Raw genomic sequence first — 23,862 nt, forward strand, 5'->3', positions numbered from 1 at the left:
TGTACCCTGCGCAAGCCGCTCTCAAAATAATCTTATAGACGCACGGGAATGCCGCGTGCGCGCATACATTCCTTGGCCTGCTGCACGGTGTACTCGCCGTAGTGGAAGATGCTGGCGGCCAGCACGGCATCGGCACCGCCAATGGTCACGCCATCGGCCAGATCTTCCAGATTGCCGACACCGCCCGAGGCGATCACGGGCACGGCCACGGCATCGGCCACGGCACGCGTGAGCTTCAGATCGAAGCCGCTCTTGGTGCCGTCCTTGTCCATGCTGGTCAGCAGGATCTCGCCGGCACCGCGCCTGGCCATCTCCTCAGCCCAACGCACCACATCCAGCCCCACGTTCTTGCGGCCGCCGTGGCTGTATACATCCCAGCCCGGCCCCATGGGCGTGCCGCCGGGGCCGATGCGCTGCTCGTCCTCGGGCGTGCGCCGCTTGGCGTCGATGGCCACCACGATGCATTGCGCGCCGTACTTGTCGCTGCAGGCATTGATGGTGTCAGGGCTGGCAATGGCGGCGGAATTGAAGCTGGTCTTGTCGGCTCCGGCATTGAGCAGCCGGCGCACATCTTCCACACTGCGCACGCCACCACCCACGGTCAACGGAATGAAGACCTGCGAAGCCACGGCCTCGATGATGGGCAGGATCAGGTCACGGCCATCGCTGGTGGCCGTGATGTCCAGAAAAGTCAGCTCGTCCGCACCTTGGGCGTTGTAGCGCGCAGCAATCTCCACCGGGTCGCCCGCATCACGCAGCTCCAGAAAATTGACGCCCTTGACCACGCGGCCGCCGGTCACGTCAAGGCAGGGAATGATGCGTTTGGCAAGCATGGACAAGTCTCGGAATATCTAGGAACAAGGGGGCCAAAGATACCACGGCCCCGCCTCCGCCCTGGACATCCATCCCCTTGTGCAGCCCTGACGTTCCGGCATTGCACAACGCGCAAGCCGTCCAGGTCGGCAAGCGGGCCCGCACCATTGCATCGCCGCCCGATCGCCAGCAATTTGCTGAACGATTGGAAACACTCAGGTTCAAAAACCGGCCAGAGGCAAAGGGATTCACCGATTCCTGCTGCTTCCAATTGAGTAACAGAAAATCCAGAGCCGGATTCAGGATTCAGGACTTTCAGCCTTTGTTTCTTATCGAAACCAGCACGCCAGCGCTTATTAACTGTCGGGCATGGGGCCATCGTCCGTGGCCGGGCAGCCCGAAAACAGAAACCTGTGACCGACCATGGACGGCAGCCATGCGGCAGGACGCTGCAGCTGCCAGGACCTTGAAAACCCTCGCCAGGCCACGCCTAGCTTCATTGCAAGCCATTTCAGGTCCTGGCAGGGATACCCTGAATAATGTAAATAAAAACCAAAATTTGCTTCCAAATATACATAACGTAAAAAGATGTTATTTTTCACGCAGCGTTCTTGTTCGGATTGTTTTTATTAGTGAAACTATGAAAAAAATAAATCAATAGTTTTAATATTTTCAAATCCACATTCCTCTGAATCAATGGGCGGAATCGAAATGCCATCCCGCTCGATGACCGTACTCAAGCGCAGGTGATCATCATGGATATGAGACGCCAATATTTCGGTTCCGACGGAATTCGTGGGCGGGCTGGGTACTTCCCGATTACGCCGGACTTCGCCCTGCACCTGGCCCATGTGGTCGGGCGGATGCTTCACCGCAGTGAAGAGTGCCCGACGGTGCTGATTGGCAAGGACACGCGCATCTCGGGCCATATGCTCGAAAGCGCGCTGGTGTCGGGCTTCAATTCCGCGGGTGTGAATGTGATGCTGGCCGGCACGCTGCCCACACCGGGCGTGGCCTACCTCACACGCGCCTTGCGGGCCAGTCTGGGGGTGGTGATCAGCGCCAGCCACAACACCTTCGAAGACAACGGCATCAAGTTCTTCAGCGCCAAAGGCACCAAGCTGCCCTATGTCTGGGAAGTGGCCGTCGAGCAAATGCTGCTCGACGAGCCGCACTGGGTGTCGGCGATCGCACTTGGAAAAACGCAGGTCCTCGATGACGCCGCAGGCCGCTACATCGAGTTCTGCAAGAGCACCTGCGACCATGCGTTCACCTTGCGTGGACTGAAGATCGTGGTCGATGCAGGCCATGGCGCGGCCTATCAGATAGCGCCCATGGTCTTTCATGAACTCGGGGCCGAGGTGGTGGCCATCGGCTGCGCTCCCAATGGTCTGAATATCAACCAGGGCGCAGGAGCCGCTCACCCTGAACTACTGGCCACCACCGTCTCGGGTTGCGGTGCGGATTTCGGCATCGCTTTAGATGGCGATGCCGATCGCCTGCTGGTCGTGGATGCGGCCGGGCGGCTCTACAACGGGGACGAGTTGCTGTACCTGGTCGTCGCGGACCGCCTGGAGCATGAGGAGAGCATTGCGGGTGCCGTCGGCACGCTGATGACGAATATGGCCGTGGAGCAGGCCTTCGAGCTGCTGGATGTGGATTTCATGCGTACCAAGGTCGGTGACCGCTACGTGCTCGAGGAACTCAGCCGCCGGGGCTGGACCTTCGGCGGCGAGGGCTCTGGTCATCTGCTGATCCTTGACCGGCACAGCACGGGCGATGGTCTGGTCAACGCGCTGCAGATATTGCAAGCCTGCGTGCGCACCGGCCGCACGTTGTCGCAATGGCTGTTGCCGGTGCAGCTCTACCCCCAGGCATTGCTCAATGTGCACCTGCCGCCGGAGCGCGATTGGCACAGCAATGCCTTGCTGACGCGGGTGCAGGCACAGGTCGAGGCGGAGCTGGGCTCCACCGGAAGGGTGCTGGTGCGCCACAGCGGCACGGAGCCGGTGCTGCATGTGATGGTGGAGGCACAGGACGGCGATCAGGCCAGCCGCTGCGCCGAACGACTGGTCTCCGCAGCCAGGGATGGTTAATCCCACCGACGCGACGGCTGCGCTCATGCCATGGAGAAAGCCGGATCCAATCGCAGCCAGCACGAGGAACTGGCTGACATACCCGAAGCAATGCGTGAAAGATGATTTTTGAGCAGGTACGAATGGAAAACGTCTGTTACCGATTGACTCAAAGGGAGAACGCCATGAATCAGGACTCCGGGACCCTTCGCGCACAGCCAGATATCGCACAGTTGCTCATCGTGTCCGGGACCAGGCCCGAAATCATCAAACTGGCCCCCGTCTACCACGCCTTGAAGCAGTCGCAATGGGCCAGGCCCATCTGGCTGCACACAGGCCAGCATGGCGATATGGCCGCTCAGATGCTGGACTGCTTCCATATCCAGCCCGATCATGTGCTGCAAAGACAGGGCAGCTCGCTGCTGGAGTTCGCCACCGGCTGCCGCACGCAACTGGAATCCGTGCTGATGGAAACGGCCTGCGAGGCGGTGATCGTGCAGGGCGACACCGAGAGTGCTTTCCAGGGAGCATTGGCCGGCTTCTACCGCAAGGTGCCGGTCGTCCATGTCGAGGCCGGCCTGCGCACCTACAACCTGCACCGCCCTTTTCCCGAGGAAGGTCTGCGGCAGATGATAGGGCGCATTGCCAGCCTGCATCTGGCCCCCACGCTCAGAGCCCAGCAGGCGCTGGAGCGCGAAAACGTGGCCACGGAAAATATCGAACTGACAGGCAACACTGTCGTCGATGCCCAGCTATGGGCCAGCCAGCATCACCACATCCATCGCCGCATGCAGGGCCGGGGCCATATCCTGGTCACCATGCACCGGCGTGAGAACTGGGGCCCCGATGTGGACCATGTGTGCGAAGCTATTGCCGATATCGCGCGCGAGTTCCCCCAGGTGCCGGTGCTGTTCCCGGTCCACCTCAATCCGGTGGTCAAGGAGCCCGTCCATCGGCTGCTGGGCGGACTGCCCAATATCAAGCTGACGGAGCCTCTGGACTATCTGGCCATGCAGCAGGCCCTGGCCGACGCCTGGGTGGTGCTGACCGATTCCGGCGGGCTGCAGGAGGAGGCGCCCACCTTCAAGGTGCCGGTGCTGGTGTTGCGCGATGAAACCGAGCGCCCCGAGGTGCTGGAGGCCGGCTGCGCCGCCTTGGTCGGTGCCGACAGGAGCAAGATTGTGCAGTCCGTGCGCCAGCTGATGCATGACGATGCCGCCTATGCCAGCATGCAGGCCAGCTCCAACCCGTTCGGCGACGGAACTGCTGCGCAGCGCACCGAAAAAAGACTGCAGCGGATGCTGAGACCCGACCAGGCCGGCATGGCGCAGCAAGCCGCAGAAAGGACGCCCCATGTCCTGGCTTGACCTGTTCACCGCCTACCTCTATGTGCTCAAGAGCATCGCCATCGTCATTGCGGTAGTGATCTTCATCAGCGGACTGGACGACCTGTTCATCGACCTCTTTTACTGGGTGCGGCGCGCCTGGCGTGCTCTGACCGTGTACTCGCGCCATGAGCATATGAATTACAAGGCCTTGATGGGGGTGGACGAGAAGCCGCTGGCCATCATGGTGCCCGCCTGGCAGGAGCATGGCGTGATCGGCAAGATGGCGCAGCTCGCGGCCACCACACTGGACTACGAGAACTACCATATCTTCATCGGCACCTACCCCAACGATCCCCAGACCCATGCCGACGTGGAGCAGGTCAGAGCCCATTTCCCGAATGTGCACAGCGTGGTCTGCGCGCGCCCCGGGCCGACCAGCAAGGCCGACTGCCTCAACAACGTGCTTGATGCCATCTTCCAGTTCGAGCAGCGCTCGGGCATCGAGTTTGCGGGCTTCATCCTGCATGACTCGGAAGACGTGCTGTCCAAGCTGGAGCTGAGGCTGTTCAATTTCCTCGTGGATCGCAAGGATCTGATCCAGCTGCCGGTCTACCCTCTGGAGCGACCTCTGCGCGAATTCACCGGCGGGCATTACCTGGACGAGTTTGCCGAGCTGCACGCCAAGGACATCGTGGTGCGCGAGGCCATGGTGGGCCAGGTGCCCAGCGCCGGCGTCGGCACCTGCTTCAGCCGCCGCGCCATCACGGCACTGCTGGAGCTCGGTGACGGCGTGGCCTTCGACACCCAGAGCCTGACCGAGGACTACGACATCGGCTTCCGGCTCAAGCAGTTGGGCATGCGCGAGATCTTCGTGCGCTTTCCCGTGCACGATGCGGACCAGCCCGCCGATCCCGACCAGCCACGCCGACCCGGGCGCAGCGCGCGCGAAGCCAGCGTCATCTGCGTGCGGGAGTTCTTCCCCGATACGCTGAATGCGGCGGTGCGACAGAAATCCCGCTGGATCACCGGCATCGTGATCCAGGGCTTCAAGACCCTGCGCTGGACCAATAGCGGCGTGCTGAACTATTTCCTGTGGCGCGACCGCAAGGGAGCTCTGACCAATTTCGCCAGCTTCCTGGCCATGCTGCTGGCAATGCAGCTGATTGCCATCTGGCTCTACCAGCGCCTGGTACCGGACAGCTACCGGTTTCTCTCCATCTTCCAAGGTGACTGGTGGCTGTATGCGCTGCTGGCCGCGAACTTCGTGCTGATGCTCAACCGCATTGCCCAGCGCATGTTCTTCGTCACCAGCTACTACGGCATCGTCCAGGGACTGATGTCGCTTCCGCGCCTGCTATGGGGCAATCTGGTGAACTTTCTGGCCAACTGGCGGGCCATCGCCCAGGCGATGCAGGCCAAGGATATCCGGCGCATGGCCTGGGCCAAGACCGACCATGACTTTCCCATGCTCGGAGAGGGACCCCGACTGCGCCAGCCCCTGGGGCAGATACTGATCGCGCAAGGCACCCTGACCGAGAGCCAGTTGCAGGAGGCCCTGGTGCGCCCCACTCCGGGCCTGCGTCTGGGCAGTGCGTTGGTGCACAAGGACCTGATCAGCACCGCACAGCTGGCCGCCGCAGTGGCCCAGCAGGCCGGGGTTTCCTGGGAGTTCCTGGGAGAGAGCCTGATCCCCGACGAGATCGCGGCGCTGCTGCCGGCACATCTGGCACTGCATTACAGCGTGGTGCCGCTGCGTGAGGAGGGAAAGACGCTGGTCCTGGCCAGCGAGTCGGTCATAGACCCGGTCTCGCACGCAGCCCTTGAGCGCAAGCTCGAGAGGCCTGTGCGCTATCTCATTGCCCCCAAGGGAGAGGTCACGGTCGAGCTGCGGCGTCTGTATGCAAGACAGCATGGGGAGCCGGCTCGCGAACTGCTTGCCTGGGCCGTGGAGCGCAAGCGCGTCTCCCCCGAACAGGCGAAAGAGCTGTGGAAACTCTATGTATCGCGACAGCTGATGCTGGGCGAAGTGCTGCAAGCCCTGGGCCGCATCGATACGGCCGTGCTGAATGCCTTGCTGCTCAGGCATGAGCAAAGCGATGACAGCCTGGGTCTGTTCCTGGTGAACCAGGGAGCGTTGACGCAGGCCACACTGGATGAAGCTTTGCGACTGCAACAACAGTTGCAGGTCACCATGGCGCAGCTTCTGCGCCGCCTTGATGCCGCCCCGATCGTCTCCGTTGCTGCCTAGGTACCCATTTATGAAGCTTTCTCGCCCCATTCTGGTTCTTTCCCTTGCATGTGCCACCCCTTACGATGGAATGGCGCAGGTAGTGGATCTAGGTCCGGATATCAGCCCCAGACAGCGCTTTCAGGTCTATCCCCGGATCGACAAGGCGTATGAGGCCATGGCGCGCGGCGATGGCCAGCGCGCCATCTCCGAGCTGCAGCAGGCTCAGCGCCTGGCACCGGAGAACACCGAGATCGCCCTGCAGCTGGCTGCAGCCCATCGCCGCTTTGGCCAACCCGCACAGGCTGAAGCCGTATTGAAGGCCCAGCTTCAGCGTCACCCCGGCGATGCGCGTCTGGCCCAGGCCCTGCGCGATATGCATCAGGGCGCCGTACCGGCCGGACAACCCGAACCTCAGGCCGTACCGGCCCCCTTGGCCCAGGAAGCGCCCAAGGCACCCGGCGCTGCAGCGCCTGCCGCAGCCACGACAGCGCAGCCTGCGGCACCGGCTGTGGACACCCCGCAGCGCCCGCGCAGGAGCCCTGCTCCACCAGCCATGCCCTCCGGCTACGCCAAGGCCAGCCAGGCCTATGCCGCCACCGAGCGACGCGACTTCGCCGCTGCCTTGCCTCTGGCCAGGCAAGCCGTAGCGGCGGCTCCGGCGCGTCTGGACTACCAGCGCCTGCTGGTCTATCTGCTGGTGGAGAACGGACGCTTTGACGAGGCCGAGGCCCGTGCAGCAAGACTGGACAACGTGAAACAGCTGCAGTCAGACGCCGATTGGCAGATGCTGCGTACCTCCATACGCCAGCGCCAGGCCCTGCGCCCTTTCGAGCAAGCCTTGCAGGCCCGCGAGCAAGGTGACATGGCCAAGGCCCTGCGCCATGCCGAGTCCAGCGTGCGTCTGGCACCGCAGGCGCTGGCACCGCGCCTGCAACTGCTGGGCCTGCTGCTTCAGGATGGGCAGGCCGACCAGGCTCAGCGCGTGGCGGAACAAGGGCTGGCGCTGCAGCCTGACCCTGCGCTGCAGGTACTGCAGGGCGTGGCCCTGCATGTCCAAGGTCGCGGCATGGCCTCCGAACAGGCCTTCGACGCAGCGCTTGCCGCCCCCCATCTGTCGCGGTCCGAACGGCAGAACTACGGTGTGATTGCCCTGGATGCAGCGCTGGCAGCCGGCCAGACAGAACGAGCTCAGCAGTTGGTACAAGCGCTGGAGAAGGATAGCAATGCCGATGTCGGCAGCCGCCGCGAGCAGCTCAAGGCCCTGCGCTCATCAACCCTCGCACGCAGCTACGAGCTGCCCTTGCCCCTGGTCAACTGCTTCAGCGCCGGCGATGTACCCGGCTGCGAAATCTGGCCCGGACAGGAAGCGCCGGACCCAGCCTACAAGGTCGCACAGGAGGCCTATCAAGCCTATGGCAATGGGCAATATGCGCTGGCGGCAGACAAGGCCGCTGCCGCCATCCAACTCAACCCCAGGCATCTGCCCTATCGCCAGTTGCGTCTGCAGGCCTTGCTGGCTGCAGGCCAGAAGACCCAGGCGCTTGAAGAAGCCGATCAAACCCTGCAGCTGCAACCCGATGCCGTCGAAGTGCTGGCCCTGCGCAGCCGTCTGCGTCGCGAGCAGGGCATGACCGAGGCGGCCAATGCCGATGCACAGACAGCCTTGCAAATGGGCGGCCTGTCTCTGTCCAGCGAGGTGGATCTGCTGCTGCAACTGGGACGGCGCGAGGAGGCTGCAGCACGTTTTGCCCAGGCCACCTCGGCGGAGCCCGAGCTGCAGCAGAGCGCCAATCCCGATCTGGCCTATATGGCCATCCGCGTGGGCGATGATCGCCGCGCCCTGTCCATTTTCAACCGAGCACGGGACCAGGGCCGCCTGCCTGACACGGCGCTGCGCGACGGCGCCTACACGGCCAGCAGGCTGGCCGAGAACGAGCAGTCCATAGGTTACTTCAAACAGGCGATCAGCGCGGTCCATGAAGGCAAGCTGGACATGACACCGCAGCAGCAATATGAAACGCGGCGCGAAGTCTCCGACCGGGACCGCTCCTGGGGTGTCAACACCTTGCTGGGCTATCGGGGCATTTCCCTGGGTGCAGCCGGTGCCCAGCCTGGCCTGTATGGCGACGTGGCCCAGCTCGTCAGCGAGGTGTACTGGCGCCCGCAGAAGTTCGGCGACGGCCGCTTCTGGGAGCTGTACGGCGGCGCGGCGCAAACCGTCTACAGCCGCCACGATGTACCCACCGGCGGCGAAACCACCCAGGGTGCCCTCGGCATTCGTGCCAAGCCGCTAAGCGATCACAACCTCATACTCGCAGTCGAACGGCGCGTGCGCATCGGCTCGCTGTCCAGCAACGACTGGTTGCTGCGCATGGGGTATTCGGGCGGCATGGGCACCGACCTGCGCGTCGATGTGCCCAGCTGGAACACCGTCAATGTGTACACCGAAGTGGGCCGTTTTATTCATCGCAAGCAAAACTACGCGACATTCGAAGCCCAAGCAGGGCGCAGTTTCCGTATGGGGGGGGGCGACTCGAGACTGGTGCTGTTTCCGCACGCAGTCCTGGGCGCTGATTACAACTCTGAACGCGCAGCCTCGGGCAAGCAAAGCTCAGTAGGCGCTGGCGTTGGTGTGAACATGCGTTTCTGGTTCCGCGAGGACCGTGACCATGCTCCTCGCTCCTACCTCGACCTCTCCCTGCAGTATCGCGCCCGGCTTGCCGGGGACGAACGAGGGAAAGGCGTGTTTCTACGTGCCGCCTTGGTATTTTGAGACGGCACGCCTGCAAGGCCGGAACCCATCGCCATTTCTAGAGTTTGTGGAGATGGTGTTCTTTGACACTTTTTCTTTCTGCCCCCAGAAAGGAGACTCTCATGCACTCCCTCGATCAAAGGCAGGCCATGCGCGCACTGCTCGCGCTGGCGCTGCTGAGCTGGGCCAACTGGTCCCAGGCCTCCAACGTCATGCCTCCACCCTTGCCACCTGGAAGCGCCCAGATCCGCATGGATGTCGGTGCATCCCCCGTAGAACGCAAGCGCAACGAACGTGCGCACCACCACAAAGGACATTTCAAGAAGGATTTCACACGGGATGACACGCTGGATGCGTTGCCGGTCAAACCCGGCAACCCGTCCCCCGGCAGTCCACCGAAGGACAAGCCCAATCCGGGCGGCCCCTTCCGTGGCCAGCAGCAATAGACCCCATCGTGTAAAGATCTCAGGAGAGTCTCATGAAAACCCTAGGACGCATTATCGGGGCATGGCTGCTCGCCATGCTCTTTGCGAGCCCTGGCGCTTTTGCGCAAACAGGCCCGCGCACCCTGATCCTCTATGACGCGCCGCCCAATACGGCCTATACCAAGCTCGGATTCGGCTATGCCATCATGCTGCGCAATCTGCTCGGACATTTCGACAGCAAGGTCGATATGGTCCCGGTGCAGAACTACACGGCAGGCCAGCTCAGCGGCTACGACGCCACGTTCTATCTCGGCTCGTACTACGACAACCCTGTTCCCGCCGCCTTCATGGCCGATGCCGCCAGCTCGAGCAAGACCATCGTCTGGTTCAAGTACAACCTCTGGCAGTTTGCCTGGGACCCGACCTACGGCTTCCAGTCCCGCTATGGCTTCAACCTGACGGCATTGCGAGGCCTCAATGCCGCGCCGACCTCCAGCAACACCACGCCAGGGTTCTTTGACACCATCACCTACAAGAGCCTGCCCTTTGTCAAATACTACGCATACGACAGCAGCACCGGCACCGTGAATGCGGATCCCGATGTCGGGCTGACGGCCATCACCGACACCACCAAGGCGCAGAACCTGGTCTCCATGTCCAACCCCAAGACTGGCGAGCAGGCACCCTATGTGGTGAGGTCTGGCAACTTCTGGTATGTGGCGGATCTGCCATTCAGCTATATCGGGCCACGTGACCGCTATCTGGTGCTCACCGACATCCTGCACGACATGCTGGGCGTGAATCATGCCGAAAGCCACAAGGCCATGGTCCGGCTTGAAGACGTGGGCGCTCTGGTCAGCGTGACGGCGATGAAATCGCTGACGGACTATCTATATCAGCTGCGGATACCGTTCTCGATTGCGACCATTCCGTACTACAAGGATCCACTTGGCGTCTACAACTCGGGAGTGCCGATGCAGGTGCCCATGTCGCAGGCCACGAACCTGAAGACCGCGCTCAACTATGCGCTGGCACGCGGCGGCGAAGTCGTCATGCATGGCTATACGCACCAGTACAGCAATGTGCGCAACCGCTATACGGCTGTGAGCGGCGATGACTACGAGTTCTGGGACATCGTCAACAACAAGCCTGTTGCGGAAGACTCGACCGCCTGGGCTTTGGGACGCTACCGGGCCGGCCTGCTGGAGCTGAACCTCAACGGCTATCGCCCCACCGCCTGGGAGACTCCGCACTATCAGGGCTCGGCGCTGGCCTCCAAGGCCAGCACGCAGGTCTTTGCCAAGACCTATCAGCGCGTGGTGTATTACACCGCTGACACGCCCAATCTGACCGCTGCGGTGGAGAAGGATTTTGCCGTGGGCCAGATCTTCCCCTACCCCATCAAGACCGACTACTACGGCCAGAAGGTGCTCCCCGAAAGCCTGGGAAACATCGAGTACGACATCCACCTGATCGACCCAACCTCGTCTTACAACTACACATGGCAGGACATCCTCACCAATGCCCAGTATGTGAAGACGGTGCGTGACGGCTATGCCTCGTTCTTCTTCCACCCGTTCTGGCTGGAGCCGCAGGTTGGAACCCCTGGTCTGGCGGACTTCAAGAGCCTGGTCAGCGGCATCTCCAATCTGGGCTTCACCTGGACGGTTCCCAGTCAGCTGCCTTGAAGGAAAAGCGCTTTCTCCGCAGGGAGAAAGCGCTCGACCCCATCGATATGACGATGCAACGATGCAGCAGACGCGAGGCCCTGGGCCTGGCCTGGGCGCTGGCCTGTGGTCTGCCCGAGGCGCAGGCCAAGCCCGGCCTGCGCCTGCCTGGCATGGTCTGGCAGCCCAGTGCCGCCACGCTGCGCCCTCAAGGCGCATGGCAGCGCCTGGGTATCCGACGCCTGCTGGTGCAATGGACGGCCGTGGACCATCTGAGCCTGGTGCCCGGCACCTATCTACCCGCGATAAGCCGCAACCTGCCGGACTGGGAGCGCATCGCGACCGAACCCTGGGCGCAGGAGCTGATTCTTGGCCTGGCCGGCATGCATGACGAGACCAGGGCGCGCGCCAGCCTCGCGGACCTGGCAATGCAGTCCTACGCCCTGAAGGCGGCCATCGCAGTGCTGCCGCTGCGGGTTGCTGGCTGGTACTTCCCGGTCGAAGTCGATCCCACCTGGGCAGCGCCCAGTCAGCTCACCGAGGTGCTCAACAAACTGCCGCGTCCGCTGTGGATCAGCGCCTATGACAATGCCAATATGGGGCCTCAGGCGCTGGTGGACTGGATCATGCGCTGGATACCGGAAGACGTGGGCGTGTTCTTCCAGGACGGCGTCGGCGTGCACGCGCGCACGCCTTCCGTGGCGCGCGAGTATCTGCAAATGCTGACGGCCCATCTGGGACATGCGCGTGTGCGCGTGATTGCCGAGGCCTTCCGGCCTGCGCCGGGCGGCGGCTTTCGCAGCGCCATGGCAGAGGAGTTTCTGCCGCAGCTGGCGGCCTACCAGGACTGGACGGTCTTCGCCTTTGACGGTCCGCATTATCTGAATCCGCCTCTGGTCGATGCCTTGGCAGATGCCCTGGGCAGCAAACCCCGCTGAGTCGGCCTCCGCCCTGCTACTGCGGCTTTGGCCCATGGAGCCGGCGACAGGATTGGACAGGCTGGCGGCCTACAGGTCTGCGCACGTGGACCGATCCAGGCTCGGGGTGGCCTCACCCCTGCCCGTTCAGTGCTTCAAAGGCATTCGAAGGTTTGCGCCGCATGCCAGCGCTGGTCGGCTGCAAGAACCACAGGCGCATCAATGGCCGCCGCCTCCACGCACAGCATCTGCTGCCAGCTGTCGGCTTCCATGTCTTGGAGCGTGGCGCACATTGCGGGTCCGGGATTCCAGACCACGGTTTCGCTCCAGGGCATATCCTGTGCAAGCTGCAGCCAGGGCTGGCCCGAGCTTTGCAGCTGCAGGGCTGCCGCCGCACGGGGATAGACACGATCGGTTTCCACACCGAAGGCTACGGAACCCGTCTGCGTGACATGGGTGTCCGGCAAGGCCGCAGCCGCGTCCCAGTAGCTCAACCCTTCAAGGCCGTGCAAGCTGGCCTGCTCGACCTGGGCCACGCGCAGATAGCCGTGCAAGGCGGCGGTAAAGGACAAGTCCTGTCGGCCACGGTTATGCACAGCCAGCTCCACGCGCAACATGCCAGGCCTGAGCTCGACCGTGAGCACGGCTTCAAAGGCATGCGGCCAGACGGCGCGTGTGGCTTCGCTGTCTGTCAGGCGCAGGGAGATCTGCGCACCATCCTCGCCCGATGGATGCGCGGCATCGGCCTGCCAGTGGCTGATGCGCGCAAAGCCATGCTTGACCAGCGGGCCACGTTGATTGAACTGGGGAAAGCAGACCGGAATGCCGCCGCGAATGGCGCTCTTGCCGTCATGAGATGCGCGGGGACTGAGGAACAGGCGCTCCTGCCCCAGGCCGACCCAGGACAGCACCTGGGCGCCCTGCAGGCAGATCAGCACCGAGTCCCCCTGGACCAGCTTCAGGGCAATCGCGGGAAGCCCTTTCCAGTCCAGGGCCTGGGCCTGAAACGTCAAATCACTCACCTGTGAGTTCGTCCGCACGCTCCTGGCCTGCGGCGAAGTCCAGATCGCCGGTATAGATGGCGCGACCGCAGATCACGCCTTCCACGCCTTCGTCCTGCACCTTGCACAGCGCTTCAATGTCGGCCATGCCGGCCAGACCGCCCGAGGCGATGACCGGAATCTTCAGCGACTGGGCCAGCTTGACGGTGGCCTCGATATTGATGCCGCTGAGCATGCCGTCACGACCGATGTCGGTGTAGATGATGGATTCCACACCCCAGTCCTCGAAGCGCTTGGCGGTTTCGATCACATCCTGGCCGGTGAGCTTGCTCCAGCCGTCGATCGCCACCTTGCCGTCCTTGGCGTCCAGGCCCACGATGATGTGGCCGGGAAAGGCACTGCAGGCATCCTGCAGGAAACCAGGGTTCTTCACGGCAGCGGTGCCGATGATCAGGTACTCGATGCCCAGATCGATGTAGCGCTCGATGGTGTCCAGATCACGGATGCCGCCGCCCAGCTGAACGGGAATCTCGCCATCGACTTCCTTGAGGATGCTCTTGATGGCCGACAGGTTCTTGGGCTGGCCCGCAAAGGCGCCGTTCAGGTCCACCAGGTGCAGGCGACGGGCGCCAGCATCCAGCCATTTTGCGGCCATGGCTGCGGGGTCTTCACCGAAAGTGGTGGACTGGTCCATATCACCCTGAATCAGGCGAACGCAGTGGCCGTCCTTGAGGTCGATAGCGGGGATGAGCAACATGATGGTGATCTGCTAGCAAGTTTGGCCGTCAGAAATGGCCGGTTGAAAAAATCGGGTTAACAATGAATAAGTCCTGCGATGCAGCGCGCACTGGATTGGGATGGGCTGCGAGGCGCAAACCACAGCCGGGCTGATCGCCCGGCGAGGATTTGCAACGCTGCAGACCGCCCAAGCCAGGGATGCGATGGGCGCAAAGACTTGTTCAATGTTGACCCTAGGGCTTCCAGCCCAGGAAGTTGCGGAACAGCGCCAGTCCCTGGTCCGAGCTTTTCTCGGGGTGGAACTGGGTAGCGAAAATATTATCGCGTGCGACGGCACATGCAAAGAGGCCGCCGTAGTCGGTCTCGGCCGCGCAATGCGCGCTTTGTTGCACCAGCGCATAAAAGCTGTGCACAAAGTAGTAGAAGCTGCCGTCAGGAATTCCGGCCCACAGCGCATGGGGCTTGTCGCCCTGCTGCGTCTGCTGCACCTGGTTCCAGCCCATCTGCGGCACCTTGAAGCGGCTGCCGTCGGCTTGCGTCCTGCCTTCCAGGCCGAACTTGCGCACATTGCCGGGAATCAGCCCCAGGCCCGGCACATCGCCTTCGTCGCTGTGATCGAGCAGCATCTGCATGCCCACGCAGACGCCGAACAGCGGCTTGTTGACAGCAGCATCGAGCACGGCCTGCTGCAGGCCCGATTCGCGCAGCTCGCGCATGCAGTCGGGCATGGCACCCTGGCCGGGCAGGACCACGCGGTTGGCGGCATGTACCACCTCGGGATCGGCCGTGACGACTACGTCCCAGCCGGTATCGGCTGCGGCCGTGCGCACAGCCTGCGAGACCGAGCGCAGATTGCCCATGCCGTAATCAACCACGGCCACGGTGTTGTTCTTCAAACTCATAGCAGCTACCGCTTATGGAGATTTGTTTTTACAGACAAAGAGCTTTGAAATTCAGTGTGAACAGGCGCATGAAGCTCCTGATTACAGAGCACCCTTGGTCGAAGGGATCACGCCTGCCATGCGCTCATCATGCTCCAGCGCAAAGCGCATGGCGCGCGCAAAGGCCTTGAAGATGGTTTCGCATTGATGGTGGGCATTGAAGCCCTTGAGGTTGTCAATGTGCAGCGTCACGCCGGCGTGGTTGACAAAGCCCTGGAAGAATTCGAAGACCAGCTGCGTATCGAGCTGACCGATGCTGCCGGCCGTGAACTTCACATCCATGTGCAGACCGGGACGGCCCGAGAAGTCGATGACGACCCGGCTCAGGGCTTCGTCCAGCGGCACATAGGCATGACCGTAGCGGCGAATGCCTTTCTTGTCGCCGATGGCCTTGGCAAAGGCCTGGCCCAGGGTGATGCCGATGTCTTCCACCGTGTGGTGGCCGTCGATGTGCAGATCACCCGCGCATTCGATGTCCATGTCGATCAGGCCGTGGCGTGCGATCTGGTCCAGCATGTGGTCGAGAAAGCCGATGCCGGAGTTCAGGCTGGCCTTGCCCGTGCCGTCGAGGTTGACGCGCACGGCGACGCGGGTCTCGGCCGTGTTGCGCTGCACTTCGGCAATGCGCGGCAGGTTCTGGACGATGGAGGGGACGATATTGCTCATAGGCTTTCTTTCAGTGCCGCCAGCATCTGGGCGTTTTCTTCGCGGGTACCCACGGTCAGGCGCAGGCAGTTGTGCAGCAGGGGATGCATGGCCGATACGTTCTTGACCAGCACGCCGCGCTGCTTCATCTCGATCTGGGCCTTGCCGGCATCGCGCACGCGCAGCAGCACCATATTGGCTTCGGAAGGCCAGACTTTTTGCACGCCGTCCAGCAGGGTCAGGGCATCGATCAGCGGCTGGCGTTCGGCGCGGATGGCGGCGGCCTGCTCGGCATACAGCGACTCGTGCTGCAACGCAAAAATCGCCGTCTCGCAGTTGAGCACGCTGATGTTGTAGGGCGGGCGCACCTTGTCGATCTCGTTGACGATGGCCGAAGGGCCGATCAGATAGCCCAGGCGCGCACCGGCCAGACCGAACTTGGACAGCGTGCGCATCAGCAGCACATGGGCATTGCGGCCGGGGTCGGCCTTCATGCGGGTGATCCAGCTGCGGCTGGCGAAGGGCTGGTAGGCCTCGTCCATCACGACCAGACCGCCGATCTCGGCCACGGCATCGATCACGGCCTGCACCTTGTCCTCGGCCCACAGCGTGGCCGTGGGATTGTTGGGATAGGCGATATAGGTGATGGCAGGCTGGTGCTCGGCGATGGCGGCCTGCATGGCCGGCACGTCGAGGTCGAAGTCGCTCGTCAGATTCACGCCCACGAAATCCAGCCCCTGCAGCTTGGCAGACAGCGGATACATCACAAAGCCCGGCATGGGCGCCAGCATCTTGGCGCGGGCATTGTTACAGGGCTGGGCCGTGGCCAGCGCCAGCAGGGTGATGATCTCGTCCGAGCCATTGCCCAGCAGCACCGAGGTGCCGGCGGGGGCGCCGGCATAGTCGGCCAGCATCTGCTTGAGCACTTCCTGGCGCTCGCCGGGGTAGCGGTTGATTTCCAGCGCGCCCAGGTGCTCGCCCAGCTTCTGCTGCAACTCGGGCGGCAGACGGTAGGGGTTCTCCATCGTGTCCATTTTGAGCAGGCCTTGCGCGGGCTGCACATGGTAGCCCTGCATGGCGCGCACATCGGTGCGGATGCGTTGCAGGGCTTTGGTCTGGATGTCTTGAGCAGTCATGGGTTCACTCCTTCACACGAGGCTTGCGTTGGCCAATGCAGTCGATACGGGTCTCTGCGGTCGTGGCGCTCAAGCCTCAAGATTCTCACGGGCAGATTGCTGCAGCGGGTGCACCACGGTCACACCGCCAAACTCCGCCCCGTGGGGCAGATACAGGCTCAGCATCTGATTGCAGCCGCTGTGCTGGGCGCAAGCCACGGCCAGGCAGTCGCCAAAATCCAGCGCATGGCGGGCCTGTACGGCCCAGGCCGTCTCCAGCGTGGCGGCGTCGGTCTTCCAGGGCGTCCAGGTCTGGTAACGGCGGATGGCGGCGCGGGCATCGCCCTGAGGCAGGGGCTGGGCGGCCGTGGTCGCCTGGTCATAGAACTCCACCAGGGCCTGATTGCTGGTGCGGCCGCTGCGGCTGCGCCACAGCAGATCCAGCCATTCCAGCGTGGCCGCATACAGCGCACCGCCGGCCGCATCTTCCGCGGCAATCAGCACCGAGGTATCGACAAACACAGGCTTCACTTGGCCACCTCGGCTTCGGCATTGCTGTGCACCGCAGCCCGTTTGCTGCTGGCACTGCGCGCCAGGGATTTTGCCGACTGGCCGGCAGCTTGCCAGGTGCGCTCATCGGTGCGCCAGGCCAGATAGGCACGCTCGTAGGCATCCTCGCGCTGCATCAGCTCGGCCATGAAGTCACCCAGCATGCGCGAGACGCTGCTGCCGCGCCTGGCCGCTTCAATGCGCGCCCAGTCAAGCACGCTGTCTTCGACGGTGATGGTGACGTTCTTCATGCCACGCATAGTACACGAATTTCGTGCAACACGAAATTCGTGTACCCAGAAATCACACCGACGCCAGCAGGGAGCAGGCGATGGCTCCCACCTGACGCAAGGCCTGCAGATGTTGCGCCGTCCAGTCGCCTCCCAGTCCCACACGGACTCCGTGCCGGAAGCGACCGGCAGTACCAAACAACATTCCGGGCGCGATCAGGATCTGCCGGGACAGACAGGCTTGATGCAAAGCCATGGCATCCAGTGGCGCCGGCAGCTCCAGCCATAGCAGCAACCCGCCCGGAGGATCGCTGACCCGCGTGCCGGCAGGAAAGCTCTGCGCAATCACTTGTCTGGCTTGCTCGACCCGTGCAGCAATGACGGCACGCAACTGGCGCATGGCGGCATGATGGCCGGCCTGCGAGATCAGGTCGGCCAGAGCCAGCTCCAGGACTGCCGATTGACCGCCTGCCTGCATTTCCTTGATCTTGCGCACCTTGTCCGTCCAGCGCCCGGCCTCCAGCCACCCCAGGCGCAGGCCCGGCGCCAATGTTTTGGAAAAGGAATGGCACAGCATCACCTGGCCCGTGCCGTCATAGGCCTTGAGGCTACGCCGGGCAGCATCGCCTTCGGCCAGATCTGCATAGATGGCATCCTCGATCACCGGCAGCTCATGCTGAACTGCAAGCTGCACCAGCTTCTTGCGTTCAGCCTGGGGCATGCAGCTGCCCAGCGGATTGCTGAGCGTTGGCACCAGCAGCAAGGCCTTGACAGGCTGGGTTTCCAGCGCCAGTTGCAGAGCATCCAGCGACAGACCGTGGCGCGGGTGGCAGGGTATCTCCAGGGCCTTCAGCTGCAAGGCCTGCAGCACCTCCAGAAAGGAAAAATGTGTGGGCGACTCCAGTGCCACCACATCGCCAGGCTGGGTCACGGCACGCAGACACAGGGCCACACTGTCCATGCAGCCGCCAGTAATGAGAATGCTATCCGGGTCCAGACTGCAGCCCAAGCCCACGGCGTAGCGCGCCAGTGCACGGCGTGCCTCTTCATGACCGTCCGAGCCTGGATAGGTACACAGCAGGTGGCGGTGCTTTTGCACGGCACGGGTCAAAGCACGGCGTACCCGTTCGGGGTTGAGCAGATCGATGCCCGGGGTACCGCTGCTGAATGACACCATGCCTTCAGGCTGCTCCCGCCCCAGCACGCGCTGTCCCAGCCAGTCCAGCGACACGGCCCGTGGACGACGCATGGGCCGGGCAATCTTGGGCTCGGGCAGTTGGACGGCGCGTGGCGCCACAAAAAAGCCCGAACGCGGCCGCGCCGTGACCTGCCGGGCATCCTCCAGCCAGTGATAGGCCTGTACCACCGTGGTCTGTGCCACACCATACTGCCGCGCCAGCATGCGTACCGAAGGCAGTTTCTGCCCATGGGCCAGCGCCCCCTGTCGTATGGCCTGACTCAGTTGCCCGGCAATCTGCAGATATAACGGTGTCGACGCATCAAAATCCATGGGCAGATTCTGTACTGGCACAGACAAGCTCATGCAGCACAGATGACAGCCAGGACGAGCAGTACAGATACCCGGCCCCAGGTATCTGTACTCATCCAGATCCACTGCCGCTGTGGCTGGCAGTACAGATCTATGCTCGGCAAAGTCGGAGGCATGAACTCAGCTCTCGCCACCTCCTCCTGGAAAACCTTGTCCCTGCAAGCTGCCGCCTCGGTGCAGACCATGCATCTGGGCGCCGGTCTCAGCCTCTGGTTGCAGGCACAAAGCGGCATTGTCTGGCTGACCTGCGAAGGACAGCCGAGGGACTACTTTCTGCAGGCCGGCGAATCACTGCGCTTTGACGGCCCCGCCCGACTCTATCTCGGCACGCAAGGCTCACAGGACGCGACCCTGCGCTGGAGCCGTGCTCGCGTTCGTACTTCATCATCTCCTGCCGCAACTGCAGCACCCACAGTGCCGGCCACAGCCACAGCCGCAGCGGCCTGAGGCCTCATGTCAAAGGCTGGCCAGCTTAGGGCCACGGCAGCGCAGAACCGGCCTCAGCGCCGATACTGCGGCGGCGGCGCATACTGCCGGCCATCCGCCGGGAAGGCTACGGGGTCCCGGGAATCGCGTGGTTCCATCCCTTGCGTAGAGCGGCGGGGCAGATCCGGGTCGCGCTCGTCAAGACGCACATCAAACAGCGCCGTACCAATCACACCCACATTGCGCGCATCGCCTGCGGGCGTGTTGTTGGCATAGGCCCGGCCCTTGCCCGCAAAGCGAAATGCCGCCACCTCGCGGTCGTTCTTGCGAAAGCCGTCGATCACCAGCCGCTCACCGGGGCGCAGCAGATAGCCGCTGCTGTGCACGCTGCCAGGCTGGCCGCTCAGCACATCCAGACCATCCACCGTCGCCACCACTTCGTAGAAGCGATTGCTGCGATTGGTGTAGACCAGCTCATAGCGCTCACCATGGCGACCCGCGACATGGAAGTCCCGGGCTCCGCGCGCGGAAAAAATGCGCAGCACCGATCCGCTTCCGTCGAGCAGCTGCAGCTCCACATCACCGTCTGCCAGCAGCGCATTGGTCTGCCGCTCAGCGGAGTTGCCGAGCGCACGCAGAATACTGTGCTCGTCCGAATAGCGAAGCTGGCTCACATCGCGCGGACGCTCGGGCGTCAGGCGCGATGCGTGCACCACCTTGGTAGCGGACTCCCGCCCTTCACCCCATTGCGTGCCCAGCGTGGACTCGACCCTGGGCGTGCGCGGCGCTGCCGCCGCGCTCTCTGCGACCTGGGACGAAGGCGGTGCACCGCAGGCTGCCAGCCCCGCGACCAGCAGCAGTCCGCCCAGCAGCCGCCAGCCGCGTCGCGGCCAGGAACTCATGACCTGATTCATCTTCACGCTCCCTTGTTGTGATTGGTTATTGAATGCTGCGCTGCCACGCAGCCCGCCGAGTGTCACAGCAAACCCGCTCTTTCCTGCACCATGAAACATCTCGAGATGATTTGCCCCGGAACGGGGGGCATGCCGACCTGCTCTGCAATGAAAAAAGCCGTGGGCTGGCCACGGCTTTGAGAGGAGAGCGCTTGCCGATTTACTTCAGACGCATTTCGGCTGCACGGGCGTGACCCTGCAGACCTTCTCCATAGGCCAGCACGGCAGCGGTCTTGCCCAGGATCTGGGCACCGGCCTCGCTGACTTCGATGATGGAGCTGCGCTTCTGGAAGTCATACACCCCCAGAGGCGAGGAAAAGCGTGCCGTGCCGCTGGTGGGCAGAACGTGATTCGGGCCGGCGCAGTAGTCGCCCAGGCTCTCGGAGGTATAGGCGCCCAGGAAGATGGCGCCGGCGTGCCTCAGCAAAGGCTCCCAGCGGTGCGGGTCACGGCTGGAGACTTCCAGATGCTCAGGCGCAATACGGTTGCTGATCGCGCAAGCCTCTTCCATGTCCTTGGTCAAAATCAGCGCGCCGCGGTCGCTCAGGCTCTTGGCAATGATGGCCTTGCGCGGCATCTCGGGCAGCAGGCGGTCGATCTCCGCCTGAACGGCATCAAGATAGGCAGCATCGGGGCACAGCAAGATGGACTGGGCCAGCTCGTCGTGCTCGGCCTGGCTGAACAGATCCATGGCCACCCATTCGGGCGGGGTCGAGCCGTCGGCCAGCACCAGGATTTCCGAAGGGCCGGCAATCATGTCGATGCCCACGATGCCGAACACGCGCTTCTTGGCGCTGGCCACATAGGCATTGCCGGGGCCGGTGATCTTGTCCACCTTGGGCACGGTGGCCGTGCCGTAGGCCAGCGCCGCTACAGCCTGGGCTCCGCCGACGGTAAAGGCGCGCGTCACGCCAGCCACATAGGCGGCGGCCAGCACCAGCGGATTCTTCTCACCCTTAGGGGTGGGCACGACCATGATGATCTCGGGCACACCGGCCACATGGGCGGGAATGGCGTTCATCAGCACGCTAGAAGGATAGGCAGCCTTGCCGCCGGGCACATAGATGCCCACGCGATCCAGCGGCGTGACCTTCTGGCCCAGCAGCGTGCCATCCTCGTCGCGGTAGCTCCAGCTCTCACCATTGGCCTTTTTCTGCGCTTCGTGATAGCTGCGCACGCGGCGTGCCGCCGACTCCAGCGCTTCGCGCTCGGCAGCTGGCAGGCTGTCGAAGGCAGCCTTCAGTTCCTGCTTGGTCAGCTCCAGCGCCGCCATGGAATCGGCCTGCAGGCCGTCAAAGCGCGCCGTGTATTCCAGCACGGCGGCGTCGCCGCGGGCCTGGACATCGGCCAGGATGTCGGCGACCCGCTGCTCGATGGCTGCATCCGTGTCCGCCGACCAATGCAGACGCTGCGCGAAATCATGCTCGAACTGGGCATCAGCGGTTGACAGACGGGCGGGGGCAGCTACGAATTCCATAGTATTCACCAGTGGGGAAAATCAGTTGTTCTTGGCGGCAACGGCCTGCGCAAACGCATCGATGATGTGGCGCAGCGTAGCCTGTTTGAGCTTGAGCGAAGCCTGGTTAACGACCAGACGCGAGCTGATGTCCATGATAGGCTCGACCTCGACCAGATCATTGGCCTTGAGCGTGTTGCCCGTGGACACCAGGTCGACGATGGCATCGGCCATGCCGGTCAGCGGTGCCAGCTCCATGGAGCCGTAGAGCTTGACCATGTCCACGTGCACACCCTTCTTGGCAAAGAAGTTGCGGGCGATCTCGGGGTACTTGGTGGCGATGCGCAGACGCGCGCCCTGCTTGACGGCCAGCTGGTAGTCAAAGCCGTTGCGCACGGCCACGCTGACGCGGCACTTGGCAATCTGCAGGTCCAGCGGCTGGTACAGGCCCTGGCCGCCATGCTCGATCAACGAGTCCAGGCCCGAGACGCCCAGATCCGCGCCGCCGTATTGCACATAGACCGGCACGTCCGAAGCACGCACCAGCACCACGCGCACATCGGAGCGGTTGGTGTCGAAAATCAGCTTGCGCGACTTTTCCACATCCTCGGTCACCTCGATGCCAGCAGCGGCCAGCAGGGGCACGGTTTCTTCAAAAATGCGGCCCTTGGACAGGGCGATGGTCACAGGCATTGCGGTGCTCATGCGGAAATTCTCTCGATATCGGCGCCCAGGGCGCGCAGCTTGTCTTCCATGCGGTCGTAGCCACGATCCAGGTGGTAGATGCGATCGACGATGGTCTCGCCCTCGGCCACCAGACCGGCAATCACCAGGCTGGCCGAAGCGCGCAGGTCGGTCGCCATCACGGTGGCGCCAGACAGGCGCTTGCCGCCTTCGATGGTCGCCACGCGGCCATCGGTGGTGATGCGCGCACCCAGGCGCACCATCTCGTTGACGTGCATGAAGCGGTTCTCGAAGATGGTCTCGGTCACCATGCTGGTGCCTTCGGCCACCAGATTCAGCGCCATGAACTGGGCCTGCATATCGGTGGGAAAGCCCGGATATTCGGTGGTGCGAAAGCCCTGCGCCTTGAGCTTGCCGGAGGACGCCACCTTCAGGCCGCCGTTCACGCAGTCCACGCTGACGCCCGCATCCTTGAGCTTGTCGATCACGGCGCCCAGATGGTCGGCGCGTGCGTGGTGCAGCAAGGCTTCGCCGCTGGTGGCAGCCACGGCGCAGAGGAAGGTGCCGGCCTCGATACGGTCGGCCACCACCTGGTGCTCGCAGCCATGCAGCTTGTCCACGCCCTGAATCACGATATGGCTGGTGCCGTGGCCGGTGATCCGGGCCCCCATCTTGATCAGCATCTCGGCCAGATCGGTGATTTCGGGTTCCATGGCGGCATTTTCCAGCACCGTCTCGCCTTCAGCCAGCGTGGCGGCCATCAGGAAGTTCTCGGTACCGGTCACGGTCACCATGTCGGTGGTGATGCGTGCACCCTTCAGGCGCTTGCGGCCTTCGGGCAGGCTGGCAAGCATATAGCCGTTTTCCACGGTGATGATGGCACCCATGGCCTGCAGGCCCTTGATGTGCTGATCCACGGGGCGCGAGCCGATCGCGCAGCCGCCAGGCAGCGACACCTTGGCGTGCCCGAAGCGGGCCAGCAACGGGCCCAGGGCCAGTACCGAGGCGCGCATGGTCTTGACCAACTCGTAGGGCGCTTCGGGCGTCAGGCTGTCGGGAGCCACAAAGCTCATGCCGCCGCGTTCGCCATGGGTTTCGGTCTGAACGCCCATATTGGCGAGCAGCTTGCGCATGGTGGCCACATCATGCAGACGCGGCACATTGTGCAGATGCACGGGCTCGGCGGTGAGCAGTGCGGCACACATTTCAGGCAGAGCGGCGTTTTTGGCGCCGGAAATGATTACTTCGCCCTTGAGGGGACGACCACCGTGGATCTTGAGTTTGTCCATGGCTTCAAGCCTTGAATGTTTATGGGTAAAAAATGCACTCAGCGCCTATGTATAAAGCGCTGACAGCTATCAATCTTGC

22 protein-coding genes are annotated in these 23,862 nt (G+C 63.1%); 9 read left to right on the forward strand and 13 right to left on the reverse strand.

The genetic code is table 11. The features are described 5' to 3' along the window. Positions 1 to 32: 32 nt before the first annotated feature. Positions 33 to 833, reverse strand: a complete 801-nt coding sequence (hisF, locus tag F3J24_RS12080; protein WP_167006338.1) for an imidazole glycerol phosphate synthase subunit HisF — start codon at positions 831 to 833, stop codon at positions 33 to 35. A 77-nt stretch (positions 834 to 910) separates the two neighbouring features. Between hisF and F3J24_RS12085 the strand changes: the two genes are divergently transcribed. The 8 genes from F3J24_RS12085 to F3J24_RS12120 all read left to right on the forward strand — a co-directional run bounded on the left by F3J24_RS12085 (position 911) and on the right by F3J24_RS12120 (position 12,228). Continuing rightward, complete coding sequence (locus tag F3J24_RS12085) at positions 911 to 1,474, forward strand: hypothetical protein (protein WP_205244723.1); 564 nt, start codon at positions 911 to 913, stop codon at positions 1,472 to 1,474. Between the two features lie 100 nt (positions 1,475 to 1,574). Beyond that, positions 1,575 to 2,909, forward strand: a complete 1,335-nt coding sequence (gene glmM / locus F3J24_RS12090) for a phosphoglucosamine mutase (RefSeq protein WP_167007014.1) — start codon at positions 1,575 to 1,577, stop codon at positions 2,907 to 2,909. 164 nt (positions 2,910 to 3,073) lie between these two features. Beyond that, positions 3,074 to 4,255 carry a non-hydrolyzing UDP-N-acetylglucosamine 2-epimerase gene (gene wecB / locus F3J24_RS12095; protein ID WP_167006344.1) on the forward strand — a complete coding sequence of 394 codons (1,182 nt, stop codon included), beginning with the start codon at positions 3,074 to 3,076 and terminating at the stop codon, positions 4,253 to 4,255. Continuing rightward, complete coding sequence (nrfB, locus tag F3J24_RS12100; RefSeq protein WP_167006347.1) at positions 4,242 to 6,464, forward strand: cyclic di-3',5'-guanylate-activated glycosyltransferase NrfB; 2,223 nt, start codon at positions 4,242 to 4,244, stop codon at positions 6,462 to 6,464. Before wecB ends, nrfB begins: the two co-directional genes overlap by 14 nt. Positions 6,465 to 6,474: 10 nt before the next feature. Continuing rightward, positions 6,475 to 9,219, forward strand: coding sequence for a tetratricopeptide repeat protein (locus F3J24_RS12105; RefSeq protein WP_167006350.1), 2,745 nt, complete (start codon positions 6,475 to 6,477; stop codon positions 9,217 to 9,219). A 101-nt stretch (positions 9,220 to 9,320) separates the two neighbouring features. After that, a complete protein-coding gene (locus F3J24_RS12110; protein WP_167006354.1) occupies positions 9,321 to 9,644 on the forward strand; it encodes a hypothetical protein in 324 nt (107 codons plus the stop codon). Between the two features lie 32 nt (positions 9,645 to 9,676). Then, on the forward strand, positions 9,677 to 11,311 hold the full coding sequence (locus F3J24_RS12115) for a DUF2334 domain-containing protein (protein ID WP_167006357.1): 1,635 nt from the start codon (positions 9,677 to 9,679) through the stop codon (positions 11,309 to 11,311). Between the two features lie 47 nt (positions 11,312 to 11,358). Beyond that, entirely contained in the window at positions 11,359 to 12,228 is an 870-nt protein-coding gene (locus F3J24_RS12120) for a DUF4434 domain-containing protein (protein ID WP_205244724.1), read from the forward strand. Between the two features lie 134 nt (positions 12,229 to 12,362). Here F3J24_RS12120 and F3J24_RS12125 read toward each other — a convergent pair whose 3' ends face one another. The 8 genes from F3J24_RS12125 to F3J24_RS12160 form a co-directional block, all read right to left on the reverse strand. Continuing rightward, on the reverse strand, positions 12,363 to 13,229 hold the full coding sequence (locus tag F3J24_RS12125; protein WP_167006363.1) for a D-hexose-6-phosphate mutarotase: 867 nt from the start codon (positions 13,227 to 13,229) through the stop codon (positions 12,363 to 12,365). After that, positions 13,222 to 13,965 carry a 1-(5-phosphoribosyl)-5-[(5-phosphoribosylamino)methylideneamino]imidazole-4-carboxamide isomerase gene (hisA, locus tag F3J24_RS12130; protein WP_167006366.1) on the reverse strand — a complete coding sequence of 248 codons (744 nt, stop codon included), beginning with the start codon at positions 13,963 to 13,965 and terminating at the stop codon, positions 13,222 to 13,224. The genes F3J24_RS12125 and hisA overlap by 8 nt, the downstream gene beginning before the upstream one ends. Before the next feature lie 214 nt (positions 13,966 to 14,179). Continuing rightward, positions 14,180 to 14,848 (reverse strand): imidazole glycerol phosphate synthase subunit HisH, encoded by a 669-nt coding sequence (gene hisH / locus F3J24_RS12135; protein WP_167006369.1) that lies wholly within the window; start codon positions 14,846 to 14,848, stop codon positions 14,180 to 14,182. Between the two features lie 81 nt (positions 14,849 to 14,929). Beyond that, a complete protein-coding gene (gene hisB, locus F3J24_RS12140; protein WP_167006372.1) occupies positions 14,930 to 15,553 on the reverse strand; it encodes an imidazoleglycerol-phosphate dehydratase HisB in 624 nt (207 codons plus the stop codon). Beyond that, complete coding sequence (hisC, locus tag F3J24_RS12145) at positions 15,550 to 16,668, reverse strand: histidinol-phosphate transaminase (RefSeq protein WP_167006375.1); 1,119 nt, start codon at positions 16,666 to 16,668, stop codon at positions 15,550 to 15,552. Before hisC ends, hisB begins: the two co-directional genes overlap by 4 nt. Before the next feature lie 69 nt (positions 16,669 to 16,737). Next, on the reverse strand, positions 16,738 to 17,178 hold the full coding sequence (locus F3J24_RS12150) for a PIN domain-containing protein (protein WP_167006377.1): 441 nt from the start codon (positions 17,176 to 17,178) through the stop codon (positions 16,738 to 16,740). Continuing rightward, the gene (locus F3J24_RS12155; protein WP_043370898.1) at positions 17,175 to 17,447 is read right to left on the reverse strand and encodes a hypothetical protein; all 273 of its coding nucleotides are present in this window, start codon (positions 17,445 to 17,447) and stop codon (positions 17,175 to 17,177) included. Before F3J24_RS12155 ends, F3J24_RS12150 begins: the two co-directional genes overlap by 4 nt. A gap of 52 nt (positions 17,448 to 17,499) precedes the next feature. Continuing rightward, positions 17,500 to 18,936 carry a PLP-dependent aminotransferase family protein gene (locus tag F3J24_RS12160; RefSeq protein ID WP_167006379.1) on the reverse strand — a complete coding sequence of 479 codons (1,437 nt, stop codon included), beginning with the start codon at positions 18,934 to 18,936 and terminating at the stop codon, positions 17,500 to 17,502. A 153-nt stretch (positions 18,937 to 19,089) separates the two neighbouring features. Between F3J24_RS12160 and F3J24_RS12165 the strand changes: the two genes are divergently transcribed. After that, on the forward strand, positions 19,090 to 19,422 hold the full coding sequence (locus F3J24_RS12165; protein WP_167006381.1) for a DUF2917 domain-containing protein: 333 nt from the start codon (positions 19,090 to 19,092) through the stop codon (positions 19,420 to 19,422). 53 nt (positions 19,423 to 19,475) lie between these two features. Here F3J24_RS12165 and F3J24_RS12170 read toward each other — a convergent pair whose 3' ends face one another. From F3J24_RS12170 to murA, 4 genes are all read right to left on the reverse strand, one after another. Beyond that, a complete protein-coding gene (locus F3J24_RS12170) occupies positions 19,476 to 20,303 on the reverse strand; it encodes a hypothetical protein (RefSeq protein ID WP_240154316.1) in 828 nt (275 codons plus the stop codon). A 211-nt stretch (positions 20,304 to 20,514) separates the two neighbouring features. After that, on the reverse strand, positions 20,515 to 21,831 hold the full coding sequence (gene hisD, locus F3J24_RS12175) for a histidinol dehydrogenase (protein WP_167006387.1): 1,317 nt from the start codon (positions 21,829 to 21,831) through the stop codon (positions 20,515 to 20,517). A 21-nt stretch (positions 21,832 to 21,852) separates the two neighbouring features. Then, positions 21,853 to 22,515 (reverse strand): ATP phosphoribosyltransferase, encoded by a 663-nt coding sequence (gene hisG, locus F3J24_RS12180; protein ID WP_205244726.1) that lies wholly within the window; start codon positions 22,513 to 22,515, stop codon positions 21,853 to 21,855. After that, positions 22,512 to 23,783 (reverse strand): UDP-N-acetylglucosamine 1-carboxyvinyltransferase, encoded by a 1,272-nt coding sequence (gene murA / locus F3J24_RS12185; RefSeq protein ID WP_167006390.1) that lies wholly within the window; start codon positions 23,781 to 23,783, stop codon positions 22,512 to 22,514. Before murA ends, hisG begins: the two co-directional genes overlap by 4 nt. Between the last annotated feature and the right edge of the window lie 79 nt (positions 23,784 to 23,862).

This window comes from Comamonas sp. Tr-654 (assembly GCF_011752915.1).
Taxonomy (GTDB): Bacteria; Pseudomonadota; Gammaproteobacteria; order Burkholderiales; family Burkholderiaceae_C; genus Comamonas.

Excerpts from the sequence above, each read along its gene's own strand:
- hisF (WP_167006338.1), bottom strand. The coding sequence starts at position 833 with ATGCTTGCCAAACGCATCATTCCCTGCCTTGACGTGACCGGCGGCCGC.
- glmM (WP_167007014.1), top strand. The coding sequence starts at position 1,575 with ATGAGACGCCAATATTTCGGTTCCGACGGAATTCGTGGGCGGGCTGGG.
- wecB (WP_167006344.1), top strand. The coding sequence starts at position 3,074 with ATGAATCAGGACTCCGGGACCCTTCGCGCACAGCCAGATATCGCACAG.
- nrfB (WP_167006347.1), top strand. The coding sequence starts at position 4,242 with ATGTCCTGGCTTGACCTGTTCACCGCCTACCTCTATGTGCTCAAGAGC.
- F3J24_RS12105 (WP_167006350.1), top strand. The coding sequence starts at position 6,475 with ATGAAGCTTTCTCGCCCCATTCTGGTTCTTTCCCTTGCATGTGCCACC.
- F3J24_RS12110 (WP_167006354.1), top strand. The coding sequence starts at position 9,321 with ATGCACTCCCTCGATCAAAGGCAGGCCATGCGCGCACTGCTCGCGCTG.
- F3J24_RS12115 (WP_167006357.1), top strand. The coding sequence starts at position 9,677 with ATGAAAACCCTAGGACGCATTATCGGGGCATGGCTGCTCGCCATGCTC.
- F3J24_RS12120 (WP_205244724.1), top strand. The coding sequence starts at position 11,359 with ATGACGATGCAACGATGCAGCAGACGCGAGGCCCTGGGCCTGGCCTGG.
- hisA (WP_167006366.1), bottom strand. The coding sequence starts at position 13,965 with ATGTTGCTCATCCCCGCTATCGACCTCAAGGACGGCCACTGCGTTCGC.
- hisH (WP_167006369.1), bottom strand. The coding sequence starts at position 14,848 with ATGAGTTTGAAGAACAACACCGTGGCCGTGGTTGATTACGGCATGGGC.
- hisB (WP_167006372.1), bottom strand. The coding sequence starts at position 15,553 with ATGAGCAATATCGTCCCCTCCATCGTCCAGAACCTGCCGCGCATTGCC.
- hisC (WP_167006375.1), bottom strand. The coding sequence starts at position 16,668 with ATGACTGCTCAAGACATCCAGACCAAAGCCCTGCAACGCATCCGCACC.
- F3J24_RS12155 (WP_043370898.1), bottom strand. The coding sequence starts at position 17,447 with ATGAAGAACGTCACCATCACCGTCGAAGACAGCGTGCTTGACTGGGCG.
- F3J24_RS12160 (WP_167006379.1), bottom strand. The coding sequence starts at position 18,936 with ATGGATTTTGATGCGTCGACACCGTTATATCTGCAGATTGCCGGGCAA.
- F3J24_RS12165 (WP_167006381.1), top strand. The coding sequence starts at position 19,090 with ATGAACTCAGCTCTCGCCACCTCCTCCTGGAAAACCTTGTCCCTGCAA.
- F3J24_RS12170 (WP_240154316.1), bottom strand. The coding sequence starts at position 20,303 with ATGAGTTCCTGGCCGCGACGCGGCTGGCGGCTGCTGGGCGGACTGCTG.
- hisD (WP_167006387.1), bottom strand. The coding sequence starts at position 21,831 with ATGGAATTCGTAGCTGCCCCCGCCCGTCTGTCAACCGCTGATGCCCAG.
- hisG (WP_205244726.1), bottom strand. The coding sequence starts at position 22,515 with ATGAGCACCGCAATGCCTGTGACCATCGCCCTGTCCAAGGGCCGCATT.
- murA (WP_167006390.1), bottom strand. The coding sequence starts at position 23,783 with ATGGACAAACTCAAGATCCACGGTGGTCGTCCCCTCAAGGGCGAAGTA.